Here is a 20,276-nt window from a genome sequence, read left to right as displayed (position 1 = left end):
CCTTGCCGGCGCGCAGGCCCGGGCGGTCGGCCTCGGCCACGAGGTCCTCCGGCAGCAGGAAGGTCATGGCGAGGGCCGAGCCGGGTGCCAGCCCGGCGACCCGGCGCAGGGTGGCCGCGGTGGCCTCCCTGGTGAGGTACATGGTGACACCGGAGGAGGCGACGACCGCCGGGCGGCGGGGATCGAATCCGGCCTCGACGAGCCGCTCCAGCCAGGACCCGCCGTCCGCCTCGAAGTCCACCGGCACCAGGCGCAGCCGGTCCGGGACGTCGAGGCCCAGTTCGGCCAGGCGGCGGCGTTTGAAGGCCTGCGGGCCCGGCTGGTCGACCTCGAAGACCCGCAGCCGGGAGGCGGTCCTCGGGGCGCGCTGGGCGAAGGTGTCCAGGCCGGCGCCCAGGATGACGTACTGGTCGACACCGCGGCCGGCCTGCTCGGCGACCAGGTCCTCGACGAAGCGGGCGCGAGCCACCATGGCGGCGCGGAATCCGCGGGTGGCCTCCTGGTCCATGTCCGGGCGGTCGCGCCAGCCGTCACCGGGGTCCGCGATCCGCAGGCCGATCTCGTCCTCGAGGACGTGCGGCGGCGGATCGACCTGGACGTGCATCGCCCGCCACAGGGCGCAGCGCACCGCGGTGTTGTCCGGCGTCCCGGCCCGCTCGCCGGCCATGGCGTCGTCGGCCACAGCCTCGCGGGGCATGGCGTTGTCGGTCATGGAGGTGCCTCCCGTACCCGTCACTTCGCCGCGGGGGCCTGCAGGCTCCACAGCCGTCCGTCGGGGTCGCGGACCGTCATCATCCGGGTCCCGAAGTGGGTGTCCTCGAACGGCGTGACGACCTCGACGGCGGGATCGGCGCGGAACGCGTCCGCGTCCGGCACCTTCAGCACGATCTGCGTCTGCGGCTCCCGGTCCTCGGGAACCTCGGCTATGAACACGTACGGCCCGTCGCCGTTGCGGAACTGGCCGGAGTTGTGGTCGGTCGCGAACTCCAGGTCGTAGCCCAGCGCCTGGAAGAACTTCGCCGCCCTTCCCCAGTTGTGGGTCTCCAGGAACACGGCCTCGATGCCTTCGGTCGCCATGTCAGCTCTCCTTCTCGGTCGACTGCTGTTCCCGCTCCTGGGCGTCGTCGAGGTAGGCGCGCAGCGCGTCTGCGACCAGGGCCGACAACGACATGCCCGACTCGATGGCGCGGTACTTGACCTGCTTGATCAGCCCGATCGGCAGGTACACGTTGAACTGCTTGACTTCCTCATCACCCACGCCTCCGAGGCTAGCATGCTAGCAATCTAGCCGCCACCGGTGGCGACCCGCGCGACCGCCGGAAAGTGGCCGATGTTTCTCCAGGGGCTACCGTGCAGTAACCGCTTACTCCTACGCTGCCGCCAACTCGGCGACAGCGAAAGGGAGTTGGACAATGGGAGCGGGAAGACGACTGGCGGCACTCGCGGGAGCCGCCGCTCTGCTGATGGTGGGGCCGGGCAACGCCCACGCGGCGGCGCCGAAGTTCTCCGAGACGACGGCGATCGGGACGCACAACGCGTACGACAAGTCCAAGTACACGTACTTCGCGCAGGCGTTGGACTCGGGCGCCTCGCTGCTCGAGATCGACATCTACGCGGACAGCCTGAGCAGGCGCTGGCGGGTGAGCCACAGCAACCCGTGGGGCGACGACAACAACTGCGAGGACGCGAAGACCCCGGGCGAGCTGTACAGCAAGAGCCGCAACCAGGACTTCGGCGGCTGCCTGGACAACATCGCGGCCTGGAACCAGCTCCACCCCGACCACCCGCCGATCGTCTTCAAGATCGAGATGAAGGTCGGCTTCAACAACACCATCGGGCTCGGCCCCGACGCGTTCGACACCCTCGTCGACCAGAAGCTCGGCAGCAGCGTCTACAAGCCGGCCGACCTGCTGGGCGGTACCTACGGCACGCTGGACGCGGCCGCCAAGGCCAACGCCTGGCCGTCCCGCGACTCCCTCAAGGGCAAGTTCATCTTCGAGGTGATCCCCGGCACCGTGGAGATGAACAACCCCTTCGACCACTACTGGACGGACCAGGAGTACGGCGACCATCTGCGCGACCTGTACGCGGCCGGGAACATCTCACGCGCCGAGGCCTTCCCGGCGGTGCTGGGCGCGGCGAACGGCGACCCGCGGGCGACCCGCTGGACCTCCGACACCTCGATCCGCCCCTGGTTCGTGTTCTTCGACGGCGACGCGGCGACGTACGTCGACAACGGCTACGACACGTCGTTCTACTCCGCGAACCACTACATCTCGATCATGACGGACGCCTCCAGCGTCTCTCCGGCCATCTCCTCGACCAACCCGACGGACGCCGAGGTCGCCGCCCGGCTGGCCCTGCTGGCCAAGGACCACGCGAGCATCATCACCTCCGACTGGTCGGCCAAGCCGGCGTCGGTACTCAGTTCGGTGGTCACCCGGAGCTGACGTTCCCCCACCCGTGGCGGATCGGGCGTGCCATCGTGGGGCATCACTCAACCAGCAACTCCTTTCCCCCACCGGCACCTCGAGGAGTCCCCACATGCTCCGCGGCATCGACATCAGCGCGTACCAGTCGTCCTCGTACGACACGAGCGGCCTCTCCTTCGCCTTCATCAAGGCGACGGAGGGCCACTCCTACGTCAACCCCCACGCCACCGCCCAGGCGAAGACCGCGCGTGACGCCGGCCTGGTCGTGGGCTTCTACCACTTCCTGTGGCCGGGCAACCTCACCGCCCAGGCCGAGCACTTCGTGACCGCCGCCCCGTCGAGGGCGGGCGACATCCTCGCCGTCGACTGGGAGACCACCGGCGACGGCACCCACGCGAGCAACGCGGAGAAGGACACCTTCCTCAGGAAGGTGAAGCAGCTGAGGCCGCACCACCGGGTCGTGCTCTACGCGAACAGGGACTTCTGGTTGACCATCGACACGACCGCCTACGCGGGCGACGGCCTCTGGATCGCCGACTACGTCACCGCGGGCAAGCCCCGCATCAAGGCGAAGTGGCTCTTCCACCAGTACACCAGCGAGCCCCATGACAAGGACGTGGCCGCCTTCACGAGCAAGGCAGCGCTCAAGGCCTGGGCCGACGGGGCGTAACACAGCACGCGTGGTCCTGATGCGCGAGGAGCGGAAGGCGGTTGGCGTCAGCCCCGGAAGTCCGCCGGGCGTTCCGGGGATGCCTCCGCGAGGGCCTTGCTGACGGCCTCGGTGCCGGCCCGCAGGCCGTAGACGGGGGTGCCGGGCTGCTGGCGCCAGGAGTCGTCGATGCCGCCCGCGTCGACCGTGTCGAAGCCGAGTTCGTCGATCAGGGCGCGGACCTTCGCCTTGGCCGCCTCGTCGTCGCCGGCGACGGGGAGGGCGAGGCGCTCGGGGTCGCCCGCCGGGAGGGGGCGGTCCAGGATGTCCTGGGCGTAGGTTCCGTTGAAGGCCTTGATCACCGGGTGGCCGAGGTGTTGCCCGGTCCAGCGGCTCTCGGTCAGGCCCTCGTCCTCGATGGCCGCGATCCGGCCGTCGCGCTGCGGGTAGTAGTTGCCGGTGTCGATCACCGCCACGCCCTCGGCGGCGCCGTCCAGCAGGCCCGAGGGGAGGCCCGGGACCGCCTTCAGCGGGACGGTGACGACCACGACCTGGGCGCCCTCGGCCGCCTCCTCGGCCCGGGCGGCCCGCGCCCCGGTCTCCTCGGCCAGTTCCTTCAGGGTCTCGGGGCCACGGGAGTTGGCCACGGAGACGTCGTGGCCGAGGGCGGTGAGCCTTCGGGTGAGGTTGCCGCCGATGTTGCCCGCGCCGATGATGCCGATCTTCATGACAGGCCTTTCGGGGTTGAATGCATGTGCATACTCTGTTGTCTGCGACAACTCCTCCGCCACGGCTCCTATTCCGGGTCCGCGACGCCAGGGTGAACCGGCTCAAAGACGTACGACGATCTTGCCCGTGTGCGTGTTGGACTCCATCAGGCGGTGCGCGTCCCGGATGCGGTCCAGGCCGTCGTACACCTCGGCGATCACCGGGCGCAGCGTGCCGTCCGTGAGGCCGGAGCCCAGGTAGTGGGCGCCGCGGTGGCGGCCCTCCGGCGTGCCGGTGAGCGCGATGTCGGCGTAGCCGTGGACGGTCAGCGGCCACTGGCGGGGCAGCAGGATGGGCTGCCGGTCGTCGAGCCAGCCGTAGCCGACCAGGGTGCCGTCGGTGACGACCGCCCCGCCCAGCTCGGCGAAGGCCGGCCCGCCGATCGCGTCCAGGACGATGTCCACGCCCCGTCCGCCGGTGAGCCTTCGGGCCTCCTTCACCACGTCCTCGCTGTCGCTGACGATCACGTGCTCGGCGCCCAGCTCCAGCAGCCGCTCCCGCTTGGCCTCGGTGCGCGTGGTGACGATCGGGACGGCTCCGGCCCGCCGCACCACCTGGATCGCGGCCGTGCCGACCCCGCTGGAGGCGCCGGTGATCAGCACCCGCTGCCCGGGTACCAGTCCGGCCCGCTCGATCAGGGCGCCGTAGGCCGTGGTGTAGGTCAGCCAGACGGCGGCGCCGGTGACCGCGTCGACTCCGGCGGGGCGCGGGACGAGGCCGCCGACCGGCAGGACGACCCGTTCGGCGTGGACGCCGTGTGCGCTGAGCTCGAAGTTGGCGGCGGCGAGGACCTTGTCGCCCGGTGCGAACTCCGTCACGCCCTCGCCGACGGCCTCGACCTCGCCGGCCGCCTCGTAGCCGATGCGGGAGCCGGGCAGGGTCGGCTGGTAGTAGTACGTGCCGGACCGGAACATCGCCTCGGCCCGGTTGAGACCCACCGCCTCCACCTTCACCAGCACCTCTCCGGTACCGGGCGCGGGCAGCTCGACCTCCTCGACCGTGAGGACGTCGGGGCCGCCGATTTCGTGAAAGAGCACTGTGCGTGCGGAAGTTGTCATGACGTCGAGGCTAGGTACGGAAGCGAAGACGTTCCATGTCCTCCTGTCTCGGTTCCATGTCCGTACGTCTCTCCCTGCCCGCTCCTCGGCTACGGTGACCGCATGGACGTGCTCAGCGACGTCGTCGCGGCCATGCGCACCGGGCGCCCGCACTCCGCGCGCCGGTACAAGTACGCGCCCTGGGGGATGCGGTGGGCGGACTCCGACGAGGCCGGGTTCCATGTGGTGCTGCGCGGCTCGGCCTGGCTGATCCCGCAGGACGGGGAGCCGCTGGCACTGGCGCCGGGGGACGTCGTCTTCCTCGCGCACGGAGCCGGGCACTCCCTGGTCAGCGCGCCCGGCGTGCCCACGCAGGAGGTACGGCTGCTGCCCGACGGCACCTGGAGCGGGGCGCCGCCCGAGGAGCCGAGGGAGGGCTGCCCGGACACCATCACCCTGTGCGGGACCTACCGGCTGGACCGGGACCGGGCGCACCGGCTGCTGGCCGAGCTGCCGGAGATCGTGCACCTGCCCGCGACCGTGGGCGGCCACCGCTCGCTGCGGGCGGCGGTGGAACTGCTCGGGATGGAGCTGGAGGAGCAGCGGCCGGGCACGGACGCGATCGTCACCTCGCTGCTCGACACCCTGCTGCTGTACATCCTGCGGGCCTGGTGGGAGAGCGAGTCGGCGGCGGGGCGGGCGCGGGGCTGGGCGGCGGCGCTGGCCGACCCGGCGGTCGCGGCCGCGCTGCGCGCGATCCACGGCGAGCCCGGGCGCGCCTGGACGGTGGCGGAACTGGGCGCCTCCGGCGGGCTGTCCCGGGCTGCGTTCGCACGCCGGTTCACGACGCTGGTGGGCGAGCCGCCGCTGACGTATCTGACCTGGTGGCGGATGACGACGGCGGGCCGGCTGCTGCGCCACGACGACCTCTCGCTGCGGGAGATCGCCCAACGCGTCGGCTACGTCTCGGAGTTCGCCTTCGCCAAGGCCTTCAAGCGGGAGTACGGGGTGGCCCCGGGCCGGTATCGAAGGGGTGTCGCGTAGGTCAGCGCCTCCCCCTCAGGACGGGCGCGAACATCACCCATCACCTGAAGGAGCTGCCGGCCGGTACTACCCACGCCGTGCCGCGTGCCGATCCGGCGCGCATGACGAAGGGGCCCTCACCGCGGTGAGGGCCCCTTGTCAGCACGTCACTTGTTCAGGTAGGCCCAGAACTCGTCGAACGACAGGACCTTGTCCCCGTTCAGGTCCCGCTGCTTGATGATGGCCTCGGCGACAGTCTCCGTGACGTTCCAGTCGCCCCCCTGAGCCAGGGCGCTCTTGAACTCGGCGGCGGTGATGAATCCGTCACCGTCCGCGTCGATCCGCTGGAACTGCTTGCGTGCTTCCTCGATGTCCGCCACCGATCCGCCCCTTTTGGTCGTTTTTCTCATGCCGTGCTGGCGTACTGACGCTGGTCAGATTAACGGCCCGGCCAGGCCTTCAGCGCCGCGACCACCCAGCCGAACTCCTCCTGGAACCTCGGGGGCTCCTGCTCGCCCTTGATCACGGCGGCCAACTCCCGGTAGCGGACGACCTCGTTGCCAAGGTCGATACGGCGGAGCACGGCCGCGCGGTCGGTGTCCGCGCCGAGCAGTTCGGTCAGGACGGTGTCCGCCTCGGGTGACTGCGGGGTCACCCCGCGGTCCTGGGCGGCACCGACCAGCTCGACGAGCCGCTTGAAGAACATCGCCGAGGCGCCCGCCGGGGTGTCCGGGGTACGGTCGGCGGCGTTGTACTCGATCATGCGGCGCATCGCGGCCCGGAAGTCCGGGCTCTGCAGCAGTTCCGCCAGCTCCACCCAGGCGTCGACCTGCTCCGGTGTGGGGTCGTCCGGCAGCGCCACGCCGAGGGTCCGGGTCCGCTCCCGGATCCAGGGATCGGCCGTGTCCAGCCCGTGGAAGATCTCCTCCACGAAGTCGTCCACGATCCGCTGCCGCTCCGCGGCGGACAGCCGTGCCAGTTTGTTCATCAGGGTCATCTCCTCGGCGGTCGAGCCTCGTCGGGCGACCGTCGACAGCACCGCACGGGTCACCCTCAGCGACCGGATCTGCGCGTCCAGAGCCGCGACGTGCGTGGCCGCGACCTCGGCGACCGTCCGCTCCCCGCCCAGCACCTGGCGTACGTCGTCCAGGCCGAGCCCCAGCTCGCGCAGGGTGCGGATCAGCTCCAGGCGGCCCACGGCGGCGCCGTCGTAGAGCCGGTAGCCGCCCGTGGACCGGGTCACCGGGGTGAGGACGCCCTCGTCCGACCAGTAGCGGATGGTGCGTACGCTCAGCCCGGTGGCCCGTGCCAGTTCGCCGATGGTGAGAAGTCCGGTGCCGTCTTCGGTCATGTCGGCGAGTCTGGGCCTTCCAGCGGGTGGAGACTCAAACGGCGGGTTCAGCGGAAGATGCCGGTGTGTCCGAGCGAGTAGCGGCCGGGCTGCGGGTAGACGGCGAGGCCGTGCGGGCCGCTGCCGACCTTGATGCGGGCCAGTTCGTTGCCGGTCCGTGTGTCGATGGCGTACACCACGCCGTTGTAGCGGCCGGACAGCCACAGCACCGTGCCGTCGGCGGAGACGCCGCCCATGTCGGGGCTGCCGCCGCCGGGCAGGTGCCACTTCACGGTGAGCCGGTTCTTGGTGAAGTCGAACAGGGAGATGGTGCCCTCGCCCCGGTTGGAGATGTACATCACGCGCGAGTCACGGCTGATGTAGAGGCCGTGGGCGCCCTTGCCGGTGTAGAGGAAGCGGGGCTTGGTGAACTTGTCGCCGTCGAGGATCCACAGGCCGTTCGCGACCATGTCGGCGATGTAGAACAGCTTGCCATCCGGGGAGATCTTGACGTCCTGCGGCATCGCGCCCTCGTACGGCAGCCGCTCCTGGCGCACGACCGTCATCTTCGCGGTGTCGACCTTGAGGATCTCGCCGCTGAACTCGCAGGAGACGATGAAGTAGCGTCCGTCCGGGGAGAAGTCGGCGTGGTTGACGCCGTAGCAGCTGACCGGCACGGTCTTGACGACCTTCATGGTGTGCGCGTCGCGGAAGACCAGCTGGCGGTCCCTGGAGGCCATGACGACGGCGTACCTGCCGTCGGGCGTGAAGTACAGGTTGTACGGGTCGTGCACGGCGACCGGCTTGCCGGCCTTGCCGGTCTTCGGGTCGATGGGGGTGAGGCTGTTGCCGAGGTCGTTGTTGACCCAGAGGGTCTTCAGGTCCCAGGACGGCACGACGTGCTGGGGCTGGTGGCCGACCCGGATCGTGTCGATGACCTTGTAGGTCTCCGGGTCGATGACGGTGACGGTGTCGGAGTTGGTGTTGGGGACGTACACCCGGGACGGGAAGTCCCTGACGACCGGGGAGAGCCGGTTCGGGCGGTCGGCGGAGTAGAGGTCCTTCGGGTTCTCGACCGGCGGCATCCCGGGCAGCACGTTCATCTGCCGCTTGCCGTTCCCCGGCTGGGCCGGGGCCTTGCTGGCCAAGGTCTCGTTCGCGTGGTGCTGAGAACCCGGACTGCACGCGGACAGCAGCGTCAGGGCGGTGAGGGCGGCACCGGTGGCCAGCAGGCGGGCGGCTTTGTTGGATCGCATCAGCTCAGCAACTCCGTGGTGGTGACCGCGCGCAGTCCGCGCCGGTCGAGTTCGTGGAGGAGGTCGGGCAGGGCGGCCACCGTGTCCGGGTACCCGAAGTGCAGGCTCACCACCGACCCGCCGCGCACATCGGCGAGAACCTTGCGGGTGACGGCGGCGGCGCCGGGGCGGGTGTAGTCGAGCGAGTCGACGTCGTACGACAGCACGTGCGGGTAGCCGGCGGCGCGGGCCAGCCGGGCGACCAGCGGGGAGGCGGTCGGCGAGCGGGAGGGGCGGAACCAGGTGCCGATGGAACCGGTGAGCCGCTTCAGCCGGTCCGCGCAGTCGGTGATCTCCTTGCGGGCGTCCGCCTCGGCGAGGGCGTTGACGGCGATGTGGTGCTGGGTGTGGTTGCCGAGGTCGTGGCCGCCGTCGAGGATCCGGCGAGCGATGTCCGGGTGTTCGTCCAGCCAGGTGCCGACGGCGAGCACGGTGAGCCGGGCGCCGTGCTGCTCGGCCGTACCCAGCAGGGAGTGGGCGATGGCGGGGTCGCCCTGGCCGTGGAAGGTGAGAGCGACCTGGGCGCGGGTGCGCGGGCCGTGGGTGATCTGGGCGGGCAGGCCGGGGTAGGCCCGGGGAACGGGGGCCGTCTTGCCGCCGGCCGCGTGGTGGGCCGGGGAGGTGCCGGTCGGGGGCGCGGAAGGGGGCGCGGAGTCCTGGGCGTTGGGCGGGGTGTCCCGGCCGGTGCCGCAACCGGCGGCGAGCGCGCCGCCGGCGACGATTCCGGCGCCCGCGCGCAGCACCCCGCGTCGGTTGGTGGTGGTCACCCGTACCATTTAAGGGGCGATGGGCAAGAAAAGCGCCGATTGGCCCGAAAGTGGGACGATTTCGGGTCGCCGTAAGAGGGATGCCGTGCCCCCGCTACCGGTCGGCCACCCGCATCTCGAACCAGGTCGTCTTGCCGCGCGGCAGGAGGTCGACGCCCCAGCGGTCGGAGAGCTTGTCCACGAGGAACAGCCCGCGGCCGCTGACGTCCATCTCCTGAACCGGCATCAGGCAGGGCAGGCCGCGCGAGGGGTCGCGGACCTCCACCCGGATCCAGCCGGGGCGGCGGCGCATCCGCAGGCCGAAGACCCGGGCGCCGGTGTGCCGTACGGCGTTGCCGACGAGTTCGGACACGAGTAAGACGGTGTCCTCGGTCAGCTTGGGGGTGAGCCGCCAGGTGCGCAGGACGACGACCTGGGCGAGTCGGCGTGCGGCGGCCGCGGACTCCGGGCGGGACGGCAGCGGCACCTCTGTCGCTGCCGGGTCACCGTACAGTTCGAGCGCCTTGAGCGCCTGTTCGTCCTCTACCGCGGGCGACCAGCGTGCCGCGGCCGCACGGCTGTGTCCCCGCGGCTGTTCGATGCCCTCCAGCCCCGCCATGCCCCCATGATGGCGGCCCGGAGCCGTCTTGGGGGCCGTTCCCGAGGAATACGCCCCCTGTACGCCCCCGCTCCCCGCCGAGCGACCGGCATATGCCGACGGCATGTCACTGACCGGTAGGGCCCGGTTGAGCTGCGAAGACGGCTCACTTTCGGGCAATCGTCCGGCTCCCTCGACCGAGCAGGCTTAAGGCTGCCTTAAGGCTCCCATAAACCGCCCCATCGAGGGACCCGGAAGAGACGGAACGTCAATTGCAAGAGATGCCGCGGGAGTTACCGGGAAGTTCACACCGCTGACGTTCAGCGGAACTTGGCCTTGCCCGGACCCTCCTCCACGAAGCTGCGCATGCCGATCTCGCGGTCCTCGGTGGCGAACAGGCCCGCGAACCAGTTCCGTTCGACGGCGAGGCCGGTGTCGATGTCGGTCTCCAGGCCGGTGTCGACGGACTCCTTCGCCGCGCGCAGGGCGATCGACGGACCCTGGGCGAGCCTCGCGGCCCAGGCGTGCGCCTGCTCGTACACCTCTGCGGCCGGGACGACCCGGTCCACCAGGCCGATCGCGAGGGCCTCGTCGGCCTTGACCTGGCGGCCCGTGAAGATGAGGTCCTTGGCCTTGGACGGTCCGACCAGCCGGGGCAGCCGCTGGGTGCCGCCGGCGCCCGGGATCAGGCCGAGCAGGATCTCGGGCTGGCCGAGCTTGGCGTTCTCGGCGGCGATGCGGTAGTCGGCGCACAGGGCCAGTTCGCAGCCGCCGCCGAGGGCGTAGCCGGTGATGGCGGCGACGACGGGCTTGGGGATGCGGGCGACGGCCGTGAAGGAGTCCTGCAGGGCGCGGGCGCGCAGGACCATCGCGGTGTGGTCCATGTTCTGCATCTCCTTGATGTCCGCGCCCGCCGCGAACACCCGCTCGCCGCCGTAGATCACCACGGCGCGCACGTCGTCGCGGCGCGTGGCCTCCTCGGCGAGCTCCTTCAGCCGGTCCTGCGTGGCGACGTCCAGCGCGTTCATCGGCGGGCGGTCGAGGCGCAGGGTTCCGACACCTTCGGCGACTTCGAGATTCACGGTCATGGAGGCAGGTTAACGGGCACTAACGGCAACGGGCCCGGTGCCGTACCTCACAGCACCGGGCCCGTATGTCAGACGTGGCTCACTTCGTCCAGTCCGCCCACGACATGTTCCAGCCGTTGAACCCGTTCGCGGGGTCCACCGTCCGGTCGTGGGCGTTCTTCACGATCACCACGTCGCCGACGATCGAGTGGTTGAACATCCAGGCCGCCGGGGTGGAGCCGTCGTAGCCGCCGCGCACGTCGCTCAGGCCGACGCAGCCGTGGCTGGCGTTGTAGTTGCCGAAGGCGTCGCCGCCCCAGTAGTTGCCGTGCAGGAAGGTGCCGGAGGTGGTCAGGCGCATGGCGTGCGGGACGTCCTTGATGTCGTACTCGCCGCCGTAGCCGACCGTCTCGCCGTTCATCCGGGTGACGGCGAGCTTCTCGCTGATGACCATCTGGCCGTTCCAGGTGTCATAGCCGGGCTTGCCGGTGGTGACCGGGAGGGTCTTGATGACCTTGCCGTCCTGGGTGACCTTCATCGTGTGGTTCTTGGCGTCCACGACGGAGACCTGGTTGCGGCCGATGGTGAACTTGATGGTCTTGTGCTGCTTGCCATAGACGCCGTCGCGGCCCGCGACCCCGTCGAGGTCGAGGTCGACGGTGACCTTGGTGCCTTCCTTCCAGTACTGCTCGGGGCGGAAGTCCAGGCGGTCGTTGCCGAACCAGTGGCCCTCGACGTCCACGGCCGGCTCGGTCCTGATCCTGATGGCCTTCTCCACGGCCTGCGGGTGCGTGATGCCCCGGGTGAAGTTGACGGAGAACGGCATCCCGACGCCGACGGTGGAGCCGTCCTCGGGGGTGAAGTAGCCGAGGAAGGTGTTCTTCGGGGTCAGGGTGGTGAACGTGGAGTCCTCGGCGGCCTCGCGGCCCTCGGAGTCCTTGGCGACCGCGTGCACCGTGTACTTGGTGGACGCGGCCAGATGGGTCGACGGCGTCCAGGACGCGCCCCCGCCGGTGAGGGTGCCGGCGACCGCCCGGCCCTTGGCGTCCTTGACGGTGACCTCGGTCAGCTTGCCCTGGGAGACGTTCACCTTCAGCGCGCCGCTGGTGTCGACGCCGGTGGCACCGGACTTCGGCGCTATGGTGACGGCGGCGGTGGACTGCTGCCTGCCCTGCTGGGTCTCCTTGCCGTCGCCGGCGCCCTTGCCGCCGCCCCCGCCGCAGGCCGCGAGGGAGAGCACCAGCGCGCCGGATATGAGCGCCGGCCCCATACGGCCTCGCCGCCCCGCCGCCGACGCCCCCGATATTGGCCGCACGTTCAAGTTGGTCTCCCCTCGCCGGGCCTGGTCAGACCCGCTCCCCACCACACTGGTGCGCGCATATTAACCGTCTGGTTTTGAGCGGGGTGTCAGGCGAATGTCACCGTTCCGTCGCAACTTGCGCCCGCATCCCCGCCCGAACCCGCGCCCCTCACCTGGTTATTTCACCGCGCTGCCCGCTTTCCACTCCTGCCAGGTCATGTTCCACCCGCCGAGGCCGTTGTCCGGAGCGACGGTCTTCTCCAGGCTGCCCACGACCTCGATGACGTCACCGACGAGACTGCGGTCGAAGAACCAGCCGGCCGGGGTGGCCGAGCTGCCGCCCCTGACGTCCCTGAGGCCGACACAGCCGTGGCTGACGTTGGCGCGCCCCGGGGCGTTCGGCGACCAGTAGTTGCCGTGCACGAAGGTGCCGGAGTCGGTGAGCTTCATGGCGTGCGGGACGTCGGGGATGTCGTACTCGCCGCCGAAGCCGACCGTGCGGCTGTTCATGCGGGTGACGTCCTGCATGTCCATCACCACCATCTTGCCGTTGTAGGTGGGGTTCTGCGGGGCGCCCGCGGTGATCGGCACGGTGGCGAGCAGCCGGCCGTCCCGGCGCACCTGCATGATGTGCCTGGCGGCGTCGACCAGGGAGACCTGGCTGCGGCCGACGGTGAAGGCGAAGGTCTTGTCCTGCAACCCGTAGACACCGGGCGCCCCTTGGACGTCCCGCAGGTTGAGGTCGACGGTGACCTCCGTGCCGGGCTTCCAGTACTGCTCGGGACGGAAGTCGAGACGGCTGCGGCCGAACCAGTGCGGGCGGATCTCGACCGGCGGCCGCGCGCTGACCCGGACGGCGCGTTCGACGGCGGCGCGGTCGGTGATCTCCCGGCTGAAGTCGAGCGAGACGATCATGCCGGTGCCGACGACGGCGCGGTTCTCCGGGGTGACGTAACCGATGAACCGCTGGTCGGGGACGAGTGTGGAGAAGGTGGTGTGCCGGGCCGAGCGGCGGCCGTCCGCGTCGAGCGCCACGACGTCGACGGTGTACCGGGCGGCGAGCGCCAGCCGGTCCTCGTCCGGCCGCCAGGTCCGGCCGTCGGCGCTGATGTGCCCGGGTACCGGGGAGTCCTGCGCGTCCTGCGACTTGACGACGGTCACCCGCTGAAGGCGCCCGTCGGGCACCCGGACCCGCAGCCGCCGGTCGGGGCGGACGGCCTTGCCGCCGTCGTCGGGGGTGACGTGGATGACGTCCTCGGGTGCCGGGGGTCTGCCGGGCGCTCCGTCCAGCCCGAGCGGTCCGAAGCCCCCGGAGGAGCACCCTCCCAGCAGTGCCGCCCATGTCAGTACGGCGGCCAGGGCGACCCCCGCGCGCCGCGCGCGTCCTTGTACGTGCCTCACGCGCGGCTCAACGACCGGGCCCGCTCCGGGGAAACGTGAGTGCGACGCACGCACTGGGCAGAACAGAGGGAAGGACGACACGCTGGGGAGCCGCAGCGCCCGTGCCGAAGGGCGCCTTCCTGGATCGGTTCGACGGAAAGGGACGCACAGCGCGATCCGGAGGGCGCCCCCGGCGGTGGGGCGCAGCCGTACCGGGCGGCCGAGGGTGCTGCGGGGCAGCCTCGGCTCCTCGGCACGGCCGGTTGCGCCGCCCCGGGGCGAGCCACTGAAAGAGGGGCCGACAGGTGACGAGGGCAGCCGAGCAGCGGGCACCGGCCGGGGAGCCGGACGCCGGGACCGGGCAGCAGCCGGCCGTGGTGAACGGCGCCCGGCGCGCCGCGGTGCCGGCTCCCGTGGTGTGGCCGGGCGCCCCGACGCCGCTGGGGGCCCGGTTCCGGGTCGGCCCGGACGGGGTCGCGGGCACCAACTTCGCGCTGTGGGCGGGCGGGGCGGAGGCGGTCCGGGTGTGTCTGTTCGACGAGGGGGGCCGGGAGACCCAGGTCCGGCTGACCGAGCTGACGCACGAGATCTGGCACGGTTTCGTGCCGGGCGTGATGCCTGGGCAGCGGTACGGCTACCGAGTGGACGGCCGCTGGGACCCGTGGACCGGCGCCCGCTGGAACCCGGCCAAGCTGCTGCTGGACCCGTACGCGCGGGCGGTGGACGGTGAGTTCAGCCTGCCGCCGGAGGTGTACGGGCATGTCCGGGACTGGCCCGAGCAGCGTGTCGCCGACACCGTGCGCGACGACCGGGACTCGGCGCCCTACGTCCCGAAGGGCGTCGTCGTCGACGATGACGACGACTGGGAGGACGACCACCGGCCGAAGACGCCGTGGGCCGACTCCGTCATCTACGAGCTGCACGTACGCGGCTTCACCAAGCTGCACCCCGGCGTCCCGGAGAAGCTGCGCGGCACCTACGCGGGCCTCGCGCACCCGGCGGCGATCGAGCACCTGGTGAAGCTGGGCGTCACGGCCGTCGAGCTGCTCCCCGTCCACCAGTTCGCGCACGAGGACCACCTGCTGCGCCGGGGCCTTGGCAACTACTGGGGCTACAACTCCATCGGCTACTTCGCCCCGCACGCCGCCTACGCGGCCTCCGGTACGACGGGCCAGCAGGTCGGCGAGTTCAAGCGGATGGTGCGCGCGCTGCACGCGGCCGGCATCGAGGTCATCCTCGACGTGGTCTACAACCACACCGCGGAGGCGGGCGAGCTGGGCCCGACGCTGTCCCTGAAGGGCATCGACAACCGCGGCTACTACCGCCTCCAGGACGACGCCCGCCGGTACGCCGACTACACCGGCTGCGGCAACACCCTGCATGTCGTCCAGCCCCAGGTGCTGCGTCTGATCACCGACTCGCTGCGCTACTGGGTGACGGAGATGGGCGTGGACGGCTTCCGCTTCGACCTCGCGGCGGCGCTGGCCCGCTCGATGCACGACGTCGACATGCTCTCCCCGTTCCTGGCGGTCATCGCCCAGGACCCCGTACTGCGCCGGGTGAAGCTCATCGCCGAACCGTGGGACATCGGCTCCGGCGGCTACCAGGTGGGCGCCTTCCCTCCGCTGTGGACCGAGTGGAACGACCGCTACCGCAACACCGTCCGCGACTTCTGGCGGCACGCCCTGCCGGACGTCCGCGAGATGGGCTACCGCCTGTCCGGCTCCAGCGATCTGTACGCCTGGGGCGGCCGCCGCCCGTACGCCTCGGTCAACTTCGTGACCGCGCACGACGGGTTCACCCTGCGCGACCTGGTGTCGTACGAGTGCAAGCACAACGAGGCCAACGGCGAGGACAACCGCGACGGCACCGACGACAACCGCTCCTGGAACTGCGGGGTGGAGGGCGAGACGCAGGACGAGCGGATACGGGCCCTGCGCCGCCGTCAGCTGCGCAACCTGCTGACCACGCTCCTGCTGTCCACCGGCGTGCCCATGCTGGTGGCCGGCGACGAACTGGGCCGCACCCAGCGCGGCAACAACAACGCCTACTGCCAGGACAACGAGATCAGCTGGCTGGACTGGTCCCTGCTGGACGACCCGGCCTGGCGGCCCCTGTTCGACCTGGCCTCCCGGCTGATCGCCCTGCGCCACCGGCATCCGGTGCTGCGCCGCCGCGCCTTCTTCTCCGGCCGCGCCCACTCGGCCGACGGGCTGCGGGACCTGGCGTGGTTCACCGCGCGGGGCACGGAGATGACCGAGGGCGACTGGTACGCCCCCGCGGCCACGCTCGGCATGTACCTCTCCGGCCGGGACATCCCGGGCCGTGACGAGCGGGGCGCACCGGTCGCGGACGACAGCTTCCTCGCGGTCCTGCACGCGGGCGAGGATCCGGCGGTCTTCGTGCTGCCGGGTCAGCCGTGGGCGGACCGGTACGAGGTGATCGTGGACACCTCCCGGGAGGACCAGGCCGAGCCCCCCGGCACGGTCCACCCGGCGGGCGCGGAGATCACGGTGCCGGGGCGCTCCGTACTCCTCCTGCGGGTCGCCCCTGTGTGACGGCTGTGCGTGACGCGGATCACGCCCGGCCGGTGCAGCGTTCCCGGGCCCCCAGGGCCTTACTCCTGGTGAAGACAGCCGGCGAGAACGGGGACCGTGAGGATGGAGCAGGCTCGGGCCGGTGAGTACGACGCGTTCGTGGCGGCCCGCTGGTCGGTGTTGTTCCATCTGGCCCGTCTGCTCACCGGAGGGGACCGGCACCGGGCCGAGGACCTGTTGCAGGAGTCCTTGGTCAAGCTGTGGTTCGTCTGGCCGAAGGTCGCCGACGAGGCACCGGAGGCGTATGTCCGCAAGGTGCTGGCGCGGGCCGCGGCCCGTTCGGCCCGCCGGCGCTGGTGGGGCGAGCGGCCCGTGGAGGTGCTGCCCGAGGTGGCGGCGGCCGGCGATGTGTCGGCGACCGTGGCCGAGCGCTCCCGGCTGGAGGCGGCGCTCGCCGAACTGAGCGCGCAGCAGCGGGCCGCGGTCGTGCTGCGCTACTACCAGGACCTGCCCGACCGGCAGGTCGCGCAGATCCTGGGCTGCCCGGTCGGCACCGCCCGGTCCCATGCCGCGCGCGGGGTGGCCCGGCTGCGCGGGCTGCTGGCCGACGTCATCGAGCCGGTGGGGTGAGGGGGGACCCGTGAAGCACGTGGACGACACCGAGCACATGGATCACTTCGAGCGGCAGCTGACGCGGCTCATGCACAGCACGCAGGAACCGGTGCGCTACGAGCCCCGGCACCAGGAGGCGCTGCACGCGGGCGTACGGGTGCGGCGCCGGGTGCGCGCAGCGCGCCGGGCGGCCGGTTCCGTGCTGGCGGTCGCCGGACTCGGCCTCGGTCTGCTGCTGTGGCCGCACGGCCACACCGACGGCCGGCCCAGCGCCCCGCACCCCCGGCCCGCGACCAGTCCGACGCCCGTCCCGAGCACCTCGCCGGGCCCGTCGCAGTCGCCGAGCACCACCTACGCGCCGAGCGGCCCGCCGTCCTCGACCGCGACGGACTCCGCCACCCCGGGCTCGACCACGTCGACCGCCAACCCGCCCGGCGCTACCGGGAGTTCGGCCACGGCCACCCCCACACAGCGGCCGCCCGCCACGGCCACCTCGGGGAGCACCACCGCTCCCCCGGCCTCCGCGACGGTGAGCGCACCGGCCGAGTCGTCGGACAACCCCTCATCGGCGATCAGCCCGACCCGCTGACCCGCATCCACCACTCCATCCGCGTGCCTTCGGCATGCCCTTCCACCAGGGACAAACGGGGAACAACGTGATGAAACTCCGACCGGGCCGAGTCCCGGCCATGGCACCGGCGCCCGACCGCGCACCCCTGTCGCCACAGGCGGGCGAACCCGTCCTGGACCTGGTCGTACCGGTGTTCAACGAGGAGAAGGACCTGGAGCCGAACGTCCGGCGGCTGCACACGCATCTGCGGGAGACCTTCCCCTATCCGTTCCGGATCACCATCGCCGACAACGCGAGCACCGACGGCACCCCGCGCATCGCCGCCCTACTGGCCGGGGAACTGCCCGGGGTGGTCTCGCTGCGGCTGCCGGAGAAGGGCCGCGGCCGGGCGCTCCGGGCGGCCTGGACCGAATCGCGGGCGCCCGTGCTGGCGTACCTCGACGTGGACCTGTCCACGGAACTGGCCGCGCTGCTGCCGCTGGTCGCGCCGCTGATATCCGGCCATTCCGACCTGGCCATCGGCACCCGGCTCGCGCCCGGCGCACGGGTGGTGCGCGGCGCCAGGCGCGAGGTCATCTCCCGCTGTTACAACGTCCTGCTGCGCTGCACCCTCGCCGTCGGCTTCTCCGACGCGCAGTGCGGTTTCAAGGCGGTGCGCCGCGAGGTCGCCGAACGGCTGCTGCCGCAGGTGCGGGACGGGGAGTGGTTCTTCGACACCGAACTGCTGGTGCTGGCCGAGCGGGCGGGCCTGAGGATCCACGAGGTCCCGGTGGACTGGGTCGACGACCCCGACAGCAGTGTCGACATCGTCGCCACCGCGCTGGCCGACCTGCGCGGGATCGTCCGGATGCTGCGGACGCCGGCCCGCCGCCGTCGCCGTACCGGCCCGGTCGCCCCGTGACCGTGACCCTGCCCCGTATGCCGGCCCTGGCCGCGCAGGCCGTCTCCGGTTCCCGGCTGCGGGCCGCCGCCCGCCGGCACGGGCCCGTGCTCGCGCTGTTCGGCGCGCTGAAGCTGACGGGCTTCCTGTCCTTCCTGTACCTGCTGTCCTCGGCCGGGGACTATCGCACCAAGGACCCCCGGTTCGGCGGCGGAGCGCACGCCTGGGACGTGCTGGCGACCTGGGACGGGTGGTGGTACCAGCAGATCGCCCTGCACGGTTACGACCCGAGGCTCGTCCATGTCCCGGGCGCCACCGGACTGATCACACTGGAGGGCAACTCGGCGGCGTTCTTCCCGCTGTACCCGGCCCTGATGCGGATGGTCATGGCCGTCACCGGCCTCGGCCCGTACGGCGCCGGCCTGCTGGTGTCGGTCCTCGCCTCCTTCGCCGCCGCGCTGGGCGTCTGCCTGATCGCGGAGCGGTTCGGCGGGCGGCGGGCCGGACTCGCGGCGGCCGGGCTGTGGGCGGTGTGGCCGGGCTCGGGCGTGGAGTGGGCGGTCTACTCCGACTCCCTCTACGTGGCCCTGGCCGCCTGGACCTGCTACACCGTCATGACCCGCCGGTGGCTGACCGCCGGAGTCCTCGCCTTCGCGGCCGGCCTCAACCGGCCCACGGCCGCCGCGCTGATCGCCGGGGTCGGCTTCGCCGCGCTGCTCGCGCTGCGCCGCCGCGAGGACGACAGCCACCGCCCGCTGCTCGCGGCGGCCCTGGCCCCGCTCGGGCTGATCGGCTATCTGCTCTGGGTCGGCGACCGCATGGGCGACCTGGGCGGCTACTTCGAGCTGCAGTCGGGGGCCTGGGCGCACGAGTTCGACTACGGCAGGCAGACCCTGGACGTGCTGACGTCCGTACCGGTGGGCCGCTTCGGCGACTATCTGTTCGCCTACCCCTTCGCGGACGTCATCGGCGTCGGTGTGGTCCTGCTCGCGTGCGCTCTGCTCCCCCTGCTCCTGAGGCTGCGCCCGCCGGCGGTACTGGTCGTGCACACCGTCCTCACCCTCGCCCTGGTCCTCGGCAGCCAGCAGATCTTCGCGAACGTCTCCCGCTATCTGCTGCCCTGCTTCCCGCTGTTCCTGCCGCTCGCGGTCGCGATGCGCCGGCTGAGCCTGCCCGTGCAGTGCACCCTGCTCGGCATCGCGGCGCTCGCCTCCGGGTCGTACGCGGGGTACGTCCTGTTCGAGCTGGGGGTGCCGTGATCCGGCACCCCCAGCCCGGCGGGGAGCCGAGCGCTCAGCCCAGGCCGAGGCTGGACAGGGCGGTCGTCCAGTCGGTCATGATCGCGTTCTGTGCGTCGGTGAGGCTGACCTCACCGGCGCAGACGGCCTTCTTCAGCTTGTTCTCGACGGTGTCCTTGTTCGCGGACGTCTCGGTGCCGTAGTGCGGCTCGGGCCAGAGGTTCTCCGGGCTCCTCGGGGCGCCGCCGAGTTCGAGCGGGACGAAGTGGTCCTCCTCGTAGTCCGAGAGGTTGGTGTCGGAGTAGCCGTACTCGACGATCTGCTGCTTCTTCAGCGCGGTGGTGTAGGAGCTGGGCGGCCGTACGGTCCCGGTCCAGCCGGAGACACAGATGGTCGAGTCGATGGTGTCCTGGGTGACGTCGGGGTTGAGGGCCCCGGGCGTGCAGGCCGAGTCGGGCAGGGGGAGGTAGTCCTGGCTGCAACTGGCGGCGTGGGCCGTACCGGTGGTGACGGTGAGGCCCGCGGCGGCGAGGGCGAGCGAGGAGAGGGCGGTCACCAGGGGGCGCGATATTCGGGACATGTGGGGGTCTCCCGGTGCTGTGCCCGGCAGGGATTCCGGGCGGTCGTGAGCATGACAGCACCGGGATCATCTATGCGAGTAGACCCCTTTGCCCGACCGAGGGCTCTCTTGATTGAACGTTTATCCAAACGAGAACAGTGCGAGGCAAGGCCTTGACGGGGGCTTGACGCCGCGTCCGGCCAAGAGGGCCTGGACGCGCACCGGCGTCGGCGTGATCGCTCGTCAACCACGCA

21 protein-coding genes and 1 pseudogene are annotated in these 20,276 nt (G+C 71.3%); 8 read left to right on the top strand and 14 right to left on the bottom strand.

Annotation, left to right across the window (positions count from 1 at the left end):
• From ABT288_RS31235 to ABT288_RS31225, 3 genes are all read right to left on the bottom strand, one after another.
• A partial coding sequence (locus tag ABT288_RS31235) for a class I SAM-dependent methyltransferase (protein WP_351614776.1) occupies positions 1-667 on the bottom strand: 667 nt, incomplete at its 3' end.
• A gap of 65 nt (positions 668-732) precedes the next feature.
• Entirely contained in the window at positions 733-1,077 is a 345-nt protein-coding gene (locus tag ABT288_RS31230) for a VOC family protein (RefSeq protein ID WP_351614770.1), read from the bottom strand.
• A 1-nt stretch (position 1,078) separates the two neighbouring features.
• Positions 1,079-1,258, bottom strand: a complete 180-nt coding sequence (locus tag ABT288_RS31225; protein WP_351614767.1) for a ribbon-helix-helix domain-containing protein — start codon at positions 1,256-1,258, stop codon at positions 1,079-1,081.
• A 154-nt stretch (positions 1,259-1,412) separates the two neighbouring features.
• Between ABT288_RS31225 and ABT288_RS31220 the strand changes: the two genes are divergently transcribed.
• Both ABT288_RS31220 and ABT288_RS31215 read left to right on the top strand, forming a co-directional pair.
• A complete protein-coding gene (locus tag ABT288_RS31220) occupies positions 1,413-2,450 on the top strand; it encodes a phosphatidylinositol-specific phospholipase C domain-containing protein (protein ID WP_351614764.1) in 1,038 nt (345 codons plus the stop codon).
• Between the two features lie 94 nt (positions 2,451-2,544).
• Positions 2,545-3,102, top strand: coding sequence for a glycoside hydrolase family 25 protein (locus ABT288_RS31215; protein ID WP_351614761.1), 558 nt, complete (start codon positions 2,545-2,547; stop codon positions 3,100-3,102).
• A 47-nt stretch (positions 3,103-3,149) separates the two neighbouring features.
• Here ABT288_RS31215 and ABT288_RS31210 read toward each other — a convergent pair whose 3' ends face one another.
• Together ABT288_RS31210 and ABT288_RS31205 are read right to left on the bottom strand one after the other, a co-directional pair.
• Positions 3,150-3,809 (bottom strand): NADPH-dependent F420 reductase, encoded by a 660-nt coding sequence (locus tag ABT288_RS31210; RefSeq protein ID WP_351614758.1) that lies wholly within the window; start codon positions 3,807-3,809, stop codon positions 3,150-3,152.
• Positions 3,810-3,911: 102 nt separating this feature from the next.
• The gene (locus tag ABT288_RS31205; protein WP_351614755.1) at positions 3,912-4,907 is read right to left on the bottom strand and encodes a zinc-dependent alcohol dehydrogenase family protein; all 996 of its coding nucleotides are present in this window, start codon (positions 4,905-4,907) and stop codon (positions 3,912-3,914) included.
• A gap of 102 nt (positions 4,908-5,009) precedes the next feature.
• On the opposite strand from ABT288_RS31205, the gene ABT288_RS31200 reads away from it, so the two are divergent.
• Positions 5,010-5,930: an AraC family transcriptional regulator gene (locus ABT288_RS31200; protein ID WP_351614752.1), complete on the top strand. Its 921-nt coding sequence runs from the start codon at positions 5,010-5,012 to the stop codon at positions 5,928-5,930.
• A gap of 146 nt (positions 5,931-6,076) precedes the next feature.
• On the opposite strand, the gene ABT288_RS31195 is transcribed toward ABT288_RS31200, so the two are convergent.
• The 8 genes from ABT288_RS31195 to ABT288_RS31160 form a co-directional block, all read right to left on the bottom strand.
• Positions 6,077-6,289: an EF-hand domain-containing protein gene (locus tag ABT288_RS31195; protein ID WP_330337704.1), complete on the bottom strand. Its 213-nt coding sequence runs from the start codon at positions 6,287-6,289 to the stop codon at positions 6,077-6,079.
• Positions 6,290-6,348: 59 nt separating this feature from the next.
• A complete protein-coding gene (locus ABT288_RS31190) occupies positions 6,349-7,260 on the bottom strand; it encodes a helix-turn-helix domain-containing protein (protein WP_351614749.1) in 912 nt (303 codons plus the stop codon).
• Between the two features lie 47 nt (positions 7,261-7,307).
• Positions 7,308-8,495 carry a YVTN family beta-propeller repeat protein gene (locus ABT288_RS31185; protein ID WP_351614746.1) on the bottom strand — a complete coding sequence of 396 codons (1,188 nt, stop codon included), beginning with the start codon at positions 8,493-8,495 and terminating at the stop codon, positions 7,308-7,310.
• Positions 8,495-9,310 carry a polysaccharide deacetylase family protein gene (locus ABT288_RS31180; protein ID WP_351614743.1) on the bottom strand — a complete coding sequence of 272 codons (816 nt, stop codon included), beginning with the start codon at positions 9,308-9,310 and terminating at the stop codon, positions 8,495-8,497. Before ABT288_RS31180 ends, ABT288_RS31185 begins: the two co-directional genes overlap by 1 nt.
• Before the next feature lie 85 nt (positions 9,311-9,395).
• Positions 9,396-9,899 carry an ATP-binding protein gene (locus ABT288_RS31175; protein ID WP_351614740.1) on the bottom strand — a complete coding sequence of 168 codons (504 nt, stop codon included), beginning with the start codon at positions 9,897-9,899 and terminating at the stop codon, positions 9,396-9,398.
• A 299-nt stretch (positions 9,900-10,198) separates the two neighbouring features.
• Complete coding sequence (locus ABT288_RS31170) at positions 10,199-10,966, bottom strand: enoyl-CoA hydratase/isomerase family protein (RefSeq protein ID WP_351614737.1); 768 nt, start codon at positions 10,964-10,966, stop codon at positions 10,199-10,201.
• A gap of 79 nt (positions 10,967-11,045) precedes the next feature.
• Entirely contained in the window at positions 11,046-12,266 is a 1,221-nt protein-coding gene (locus tag ABT288_RS31165; RefSeq protein ID WP_502972864.1) for a L,D-transpeptidase, read from the bottom strand.
• 156 nt (positions 12,267-12,422) lie between these two features.
• Positions 12,423-13,646, bottom strand: coding sequence for a L,D-transpeptidase (locus ABT288_RS31160; protein WP_351614732.1), 1,224 nt, complete (start codon positions 13,644-13,646; stop codon positions 12,423-12,425).
• 284 nt (positions 13,647-13,930) lie between these two features.
• On the opposite strand from ABT288_RS31160, the gene glgX reads away from it, so the two are divergent.
• From glgX to ABT288_RS31135, 5 genes and pseudogenes are all read left to right on the top strand, one after another.
• Positions 13,931-16,183, top strand: coding sequence for a glycogen debranching protein GlgX (gene glgX / locus ABT288_RS31155; protein ID WP_351614730.1), 2,253 nt, complete (start codon positions 13,931-13,933; stop codon positions 16,181-16,183).
• A gap of 102 nt (positions 16,184-16,285) precedes the next feature.
• Positions 16,286-16,792 carry a SigE family RNA polymerase sigma factor gene (locus ABT288_RS31150; RefSeq protein ID WP_351614727.1) on the top strand — a complete coding sequence of 169 codons (507 nt, stop codon included), beginning with the start codon at positions 16,286-16,288 and terminating at the stop codon, positions 16,790-16,792.
• Between the two features lie 10 nt (positions 16,793-16,802).
• Positions 16,803-17,363 carry a RodZ family helix-turn-helix domain-containing protein gene (locus ABT288_RS31145; RefSeq protein WP_351614724.1) on the top strand — a complete coding sequence of 187 codons (561 nt, stop codon included), beginning with the start codon at positions 16,803-16,805 and terminating at the stop codon, positions 17,361-17,363.
• 100 nt (positions 17,364-17,463) lie between these two features.
• A pseudogene (locus ABT288_RS31140) lies at positions 17,464-18,213 on the top strand (dolichyl-phosphate beta-glucosyltransferase); the annotation flags it as partial.
• Between the two features lie 50 nt (positions 18,214-18,263).
• Positions 18,264-19,484: a putative hexosyltransferase gene (locus ABT288_RS31135; protein WP_351614773.1), complete on the top strand. Its 1,221-nt coding sequence runs from the start codon at positions 18,264-18,266 to the stop codon at positions 19,482-19,484.
• A 34-nt stretch (positions 19,485-19,518) separates the two neighbouring features.
• On the opposite strand, the gene ABT288_RS31130 is transcribed toward ABT288_RS31135, so the two are convergent.
• Positions 19,519-20,043 carry a hypothetical protein gene (locus tag ABT288_RS31130; RefSeq protein ID WP_351614722.1) on the bottom strand — a complete coding sequence of 175 codons (525 nt, stop codon included), beginning with the start codon at positions 20,041-20,043 and terminating at the stop codon, positions 19,519-19,521.
• Positions 20,044-20,276 lie beyond the last annotated feature (233 nt).

The sequence above is a fragment of the Streptomyces sp. NPDC001093 genome (assembly GCF_040298985.1).
Classification (GTDB): Bacteria; Actinomycetota; Actinomycetes; order Streptomycetales; family Streptomycetaceae; genus Streptomyces.
This window is presented reverse-complemented; position numbering and strand designations above follow the sequence as displayed.

Bases quoted from the DNA above. Each gene is read 5' to 3' on its own strand.
- ABT288_RS31230 (WP_351614770.1), bottom strand. From the start codon at position 1,077: ATGGCGACCGAAGGCATCGAGGCCGTGTTCCTGGAGACCCACAACTGG.
- ABT288_RS31220 (WP_351614764.1), top strand. From the start codon at position 1,413: ATGGGAGCGGGAAGACGACTGGCGGCACTCGCGGGAGCCGCCGCTCTG.
- ABT288_RS31215 (WP_351614761.1), top strand. From the start codon at position 2,545: ATGCTCCGCGGCATCGACATCAGCGCGTACCAGTCGTCCTCGTACGAC.
- ABT288_RS31210 (WP_351614758.1), bottom strand. From the start codon at position 3,809: ATGAAGATCGGCATCATCGGCGCGGGCAACATCGGCGGCAACCTCACC.
- ABT288_RS31205 (WP_351614755.1), bottom strand. From the start codon at position 4,907: ATGACAACTTCCGCACGCACAGTGCTCTTTCACGAAATCGGCGGCCCC.
- ABT288_RS31200 (WP_351614752.1), top strand. From the start codon at position 5,010: ATGGACGTGCTCAGCGACGTCGTCGCGGCCATGCGCACCGGGCGCCCG.
- ABT288_RS31190 (WP_351614749.1), bottom strand. From the start codon at position 7,260: ATGACCGAAGACGGCACCGGACTTCTCACCATCGGCGAACTGGCACGG.
- ABT288_RS31185 (WP_351614746.1), bottom strand. From the start codon at position 8,495: ATGCGATCCAACAAAGCCGCCCGCCTGCTGGCCACCGGTGCCGCCCTC.
- ABT288_RS31180 (WP_351614743.1), bottom strand. From the start codon at position 9,310: ATGGTACGGGTGACCACCACCAACCGACGCGGGGTGCTGCGCGCGGGC.
- ABT288_RS31175 (WP_351614740.1), bottom strand. From the start codon at position 9,899: ATGGCGGGGCTGGAGGGCATCGAACAGCCGCGGGGACACAGCCGTGCG.
- ABT288_RS31170 (WP_351614737.1), bottom strand. From the start codon at position 10,966: ATGACCGTGAATCTCGAAGTCGCCGAAGGTGTCGGAACCCTGCGCCTC.
- ABT288_RS31150 (WP_351614727.1), top strand. From the start codon at position 16,286: ATGGAGCAGGCTCGGGCCGGTGAGTACGACGCGTTCGTGGCGGCCCGC.
- ABT288_RS31135 (WP_351614773.1), top strand. From the start codon at position 18,264: ATGCCGGCCCTGGCCGCGCAGGCCGTCTCCGGTTCCCGGCTGCGGGCC.
- ABT288_RS31130 (WP_351614722.1), bottom strand. From the start codon at position 20,043: ATGTCCCGAATATCGCGCCCCCTGGTGACCGCCCTCTCCTCGCTCGCC.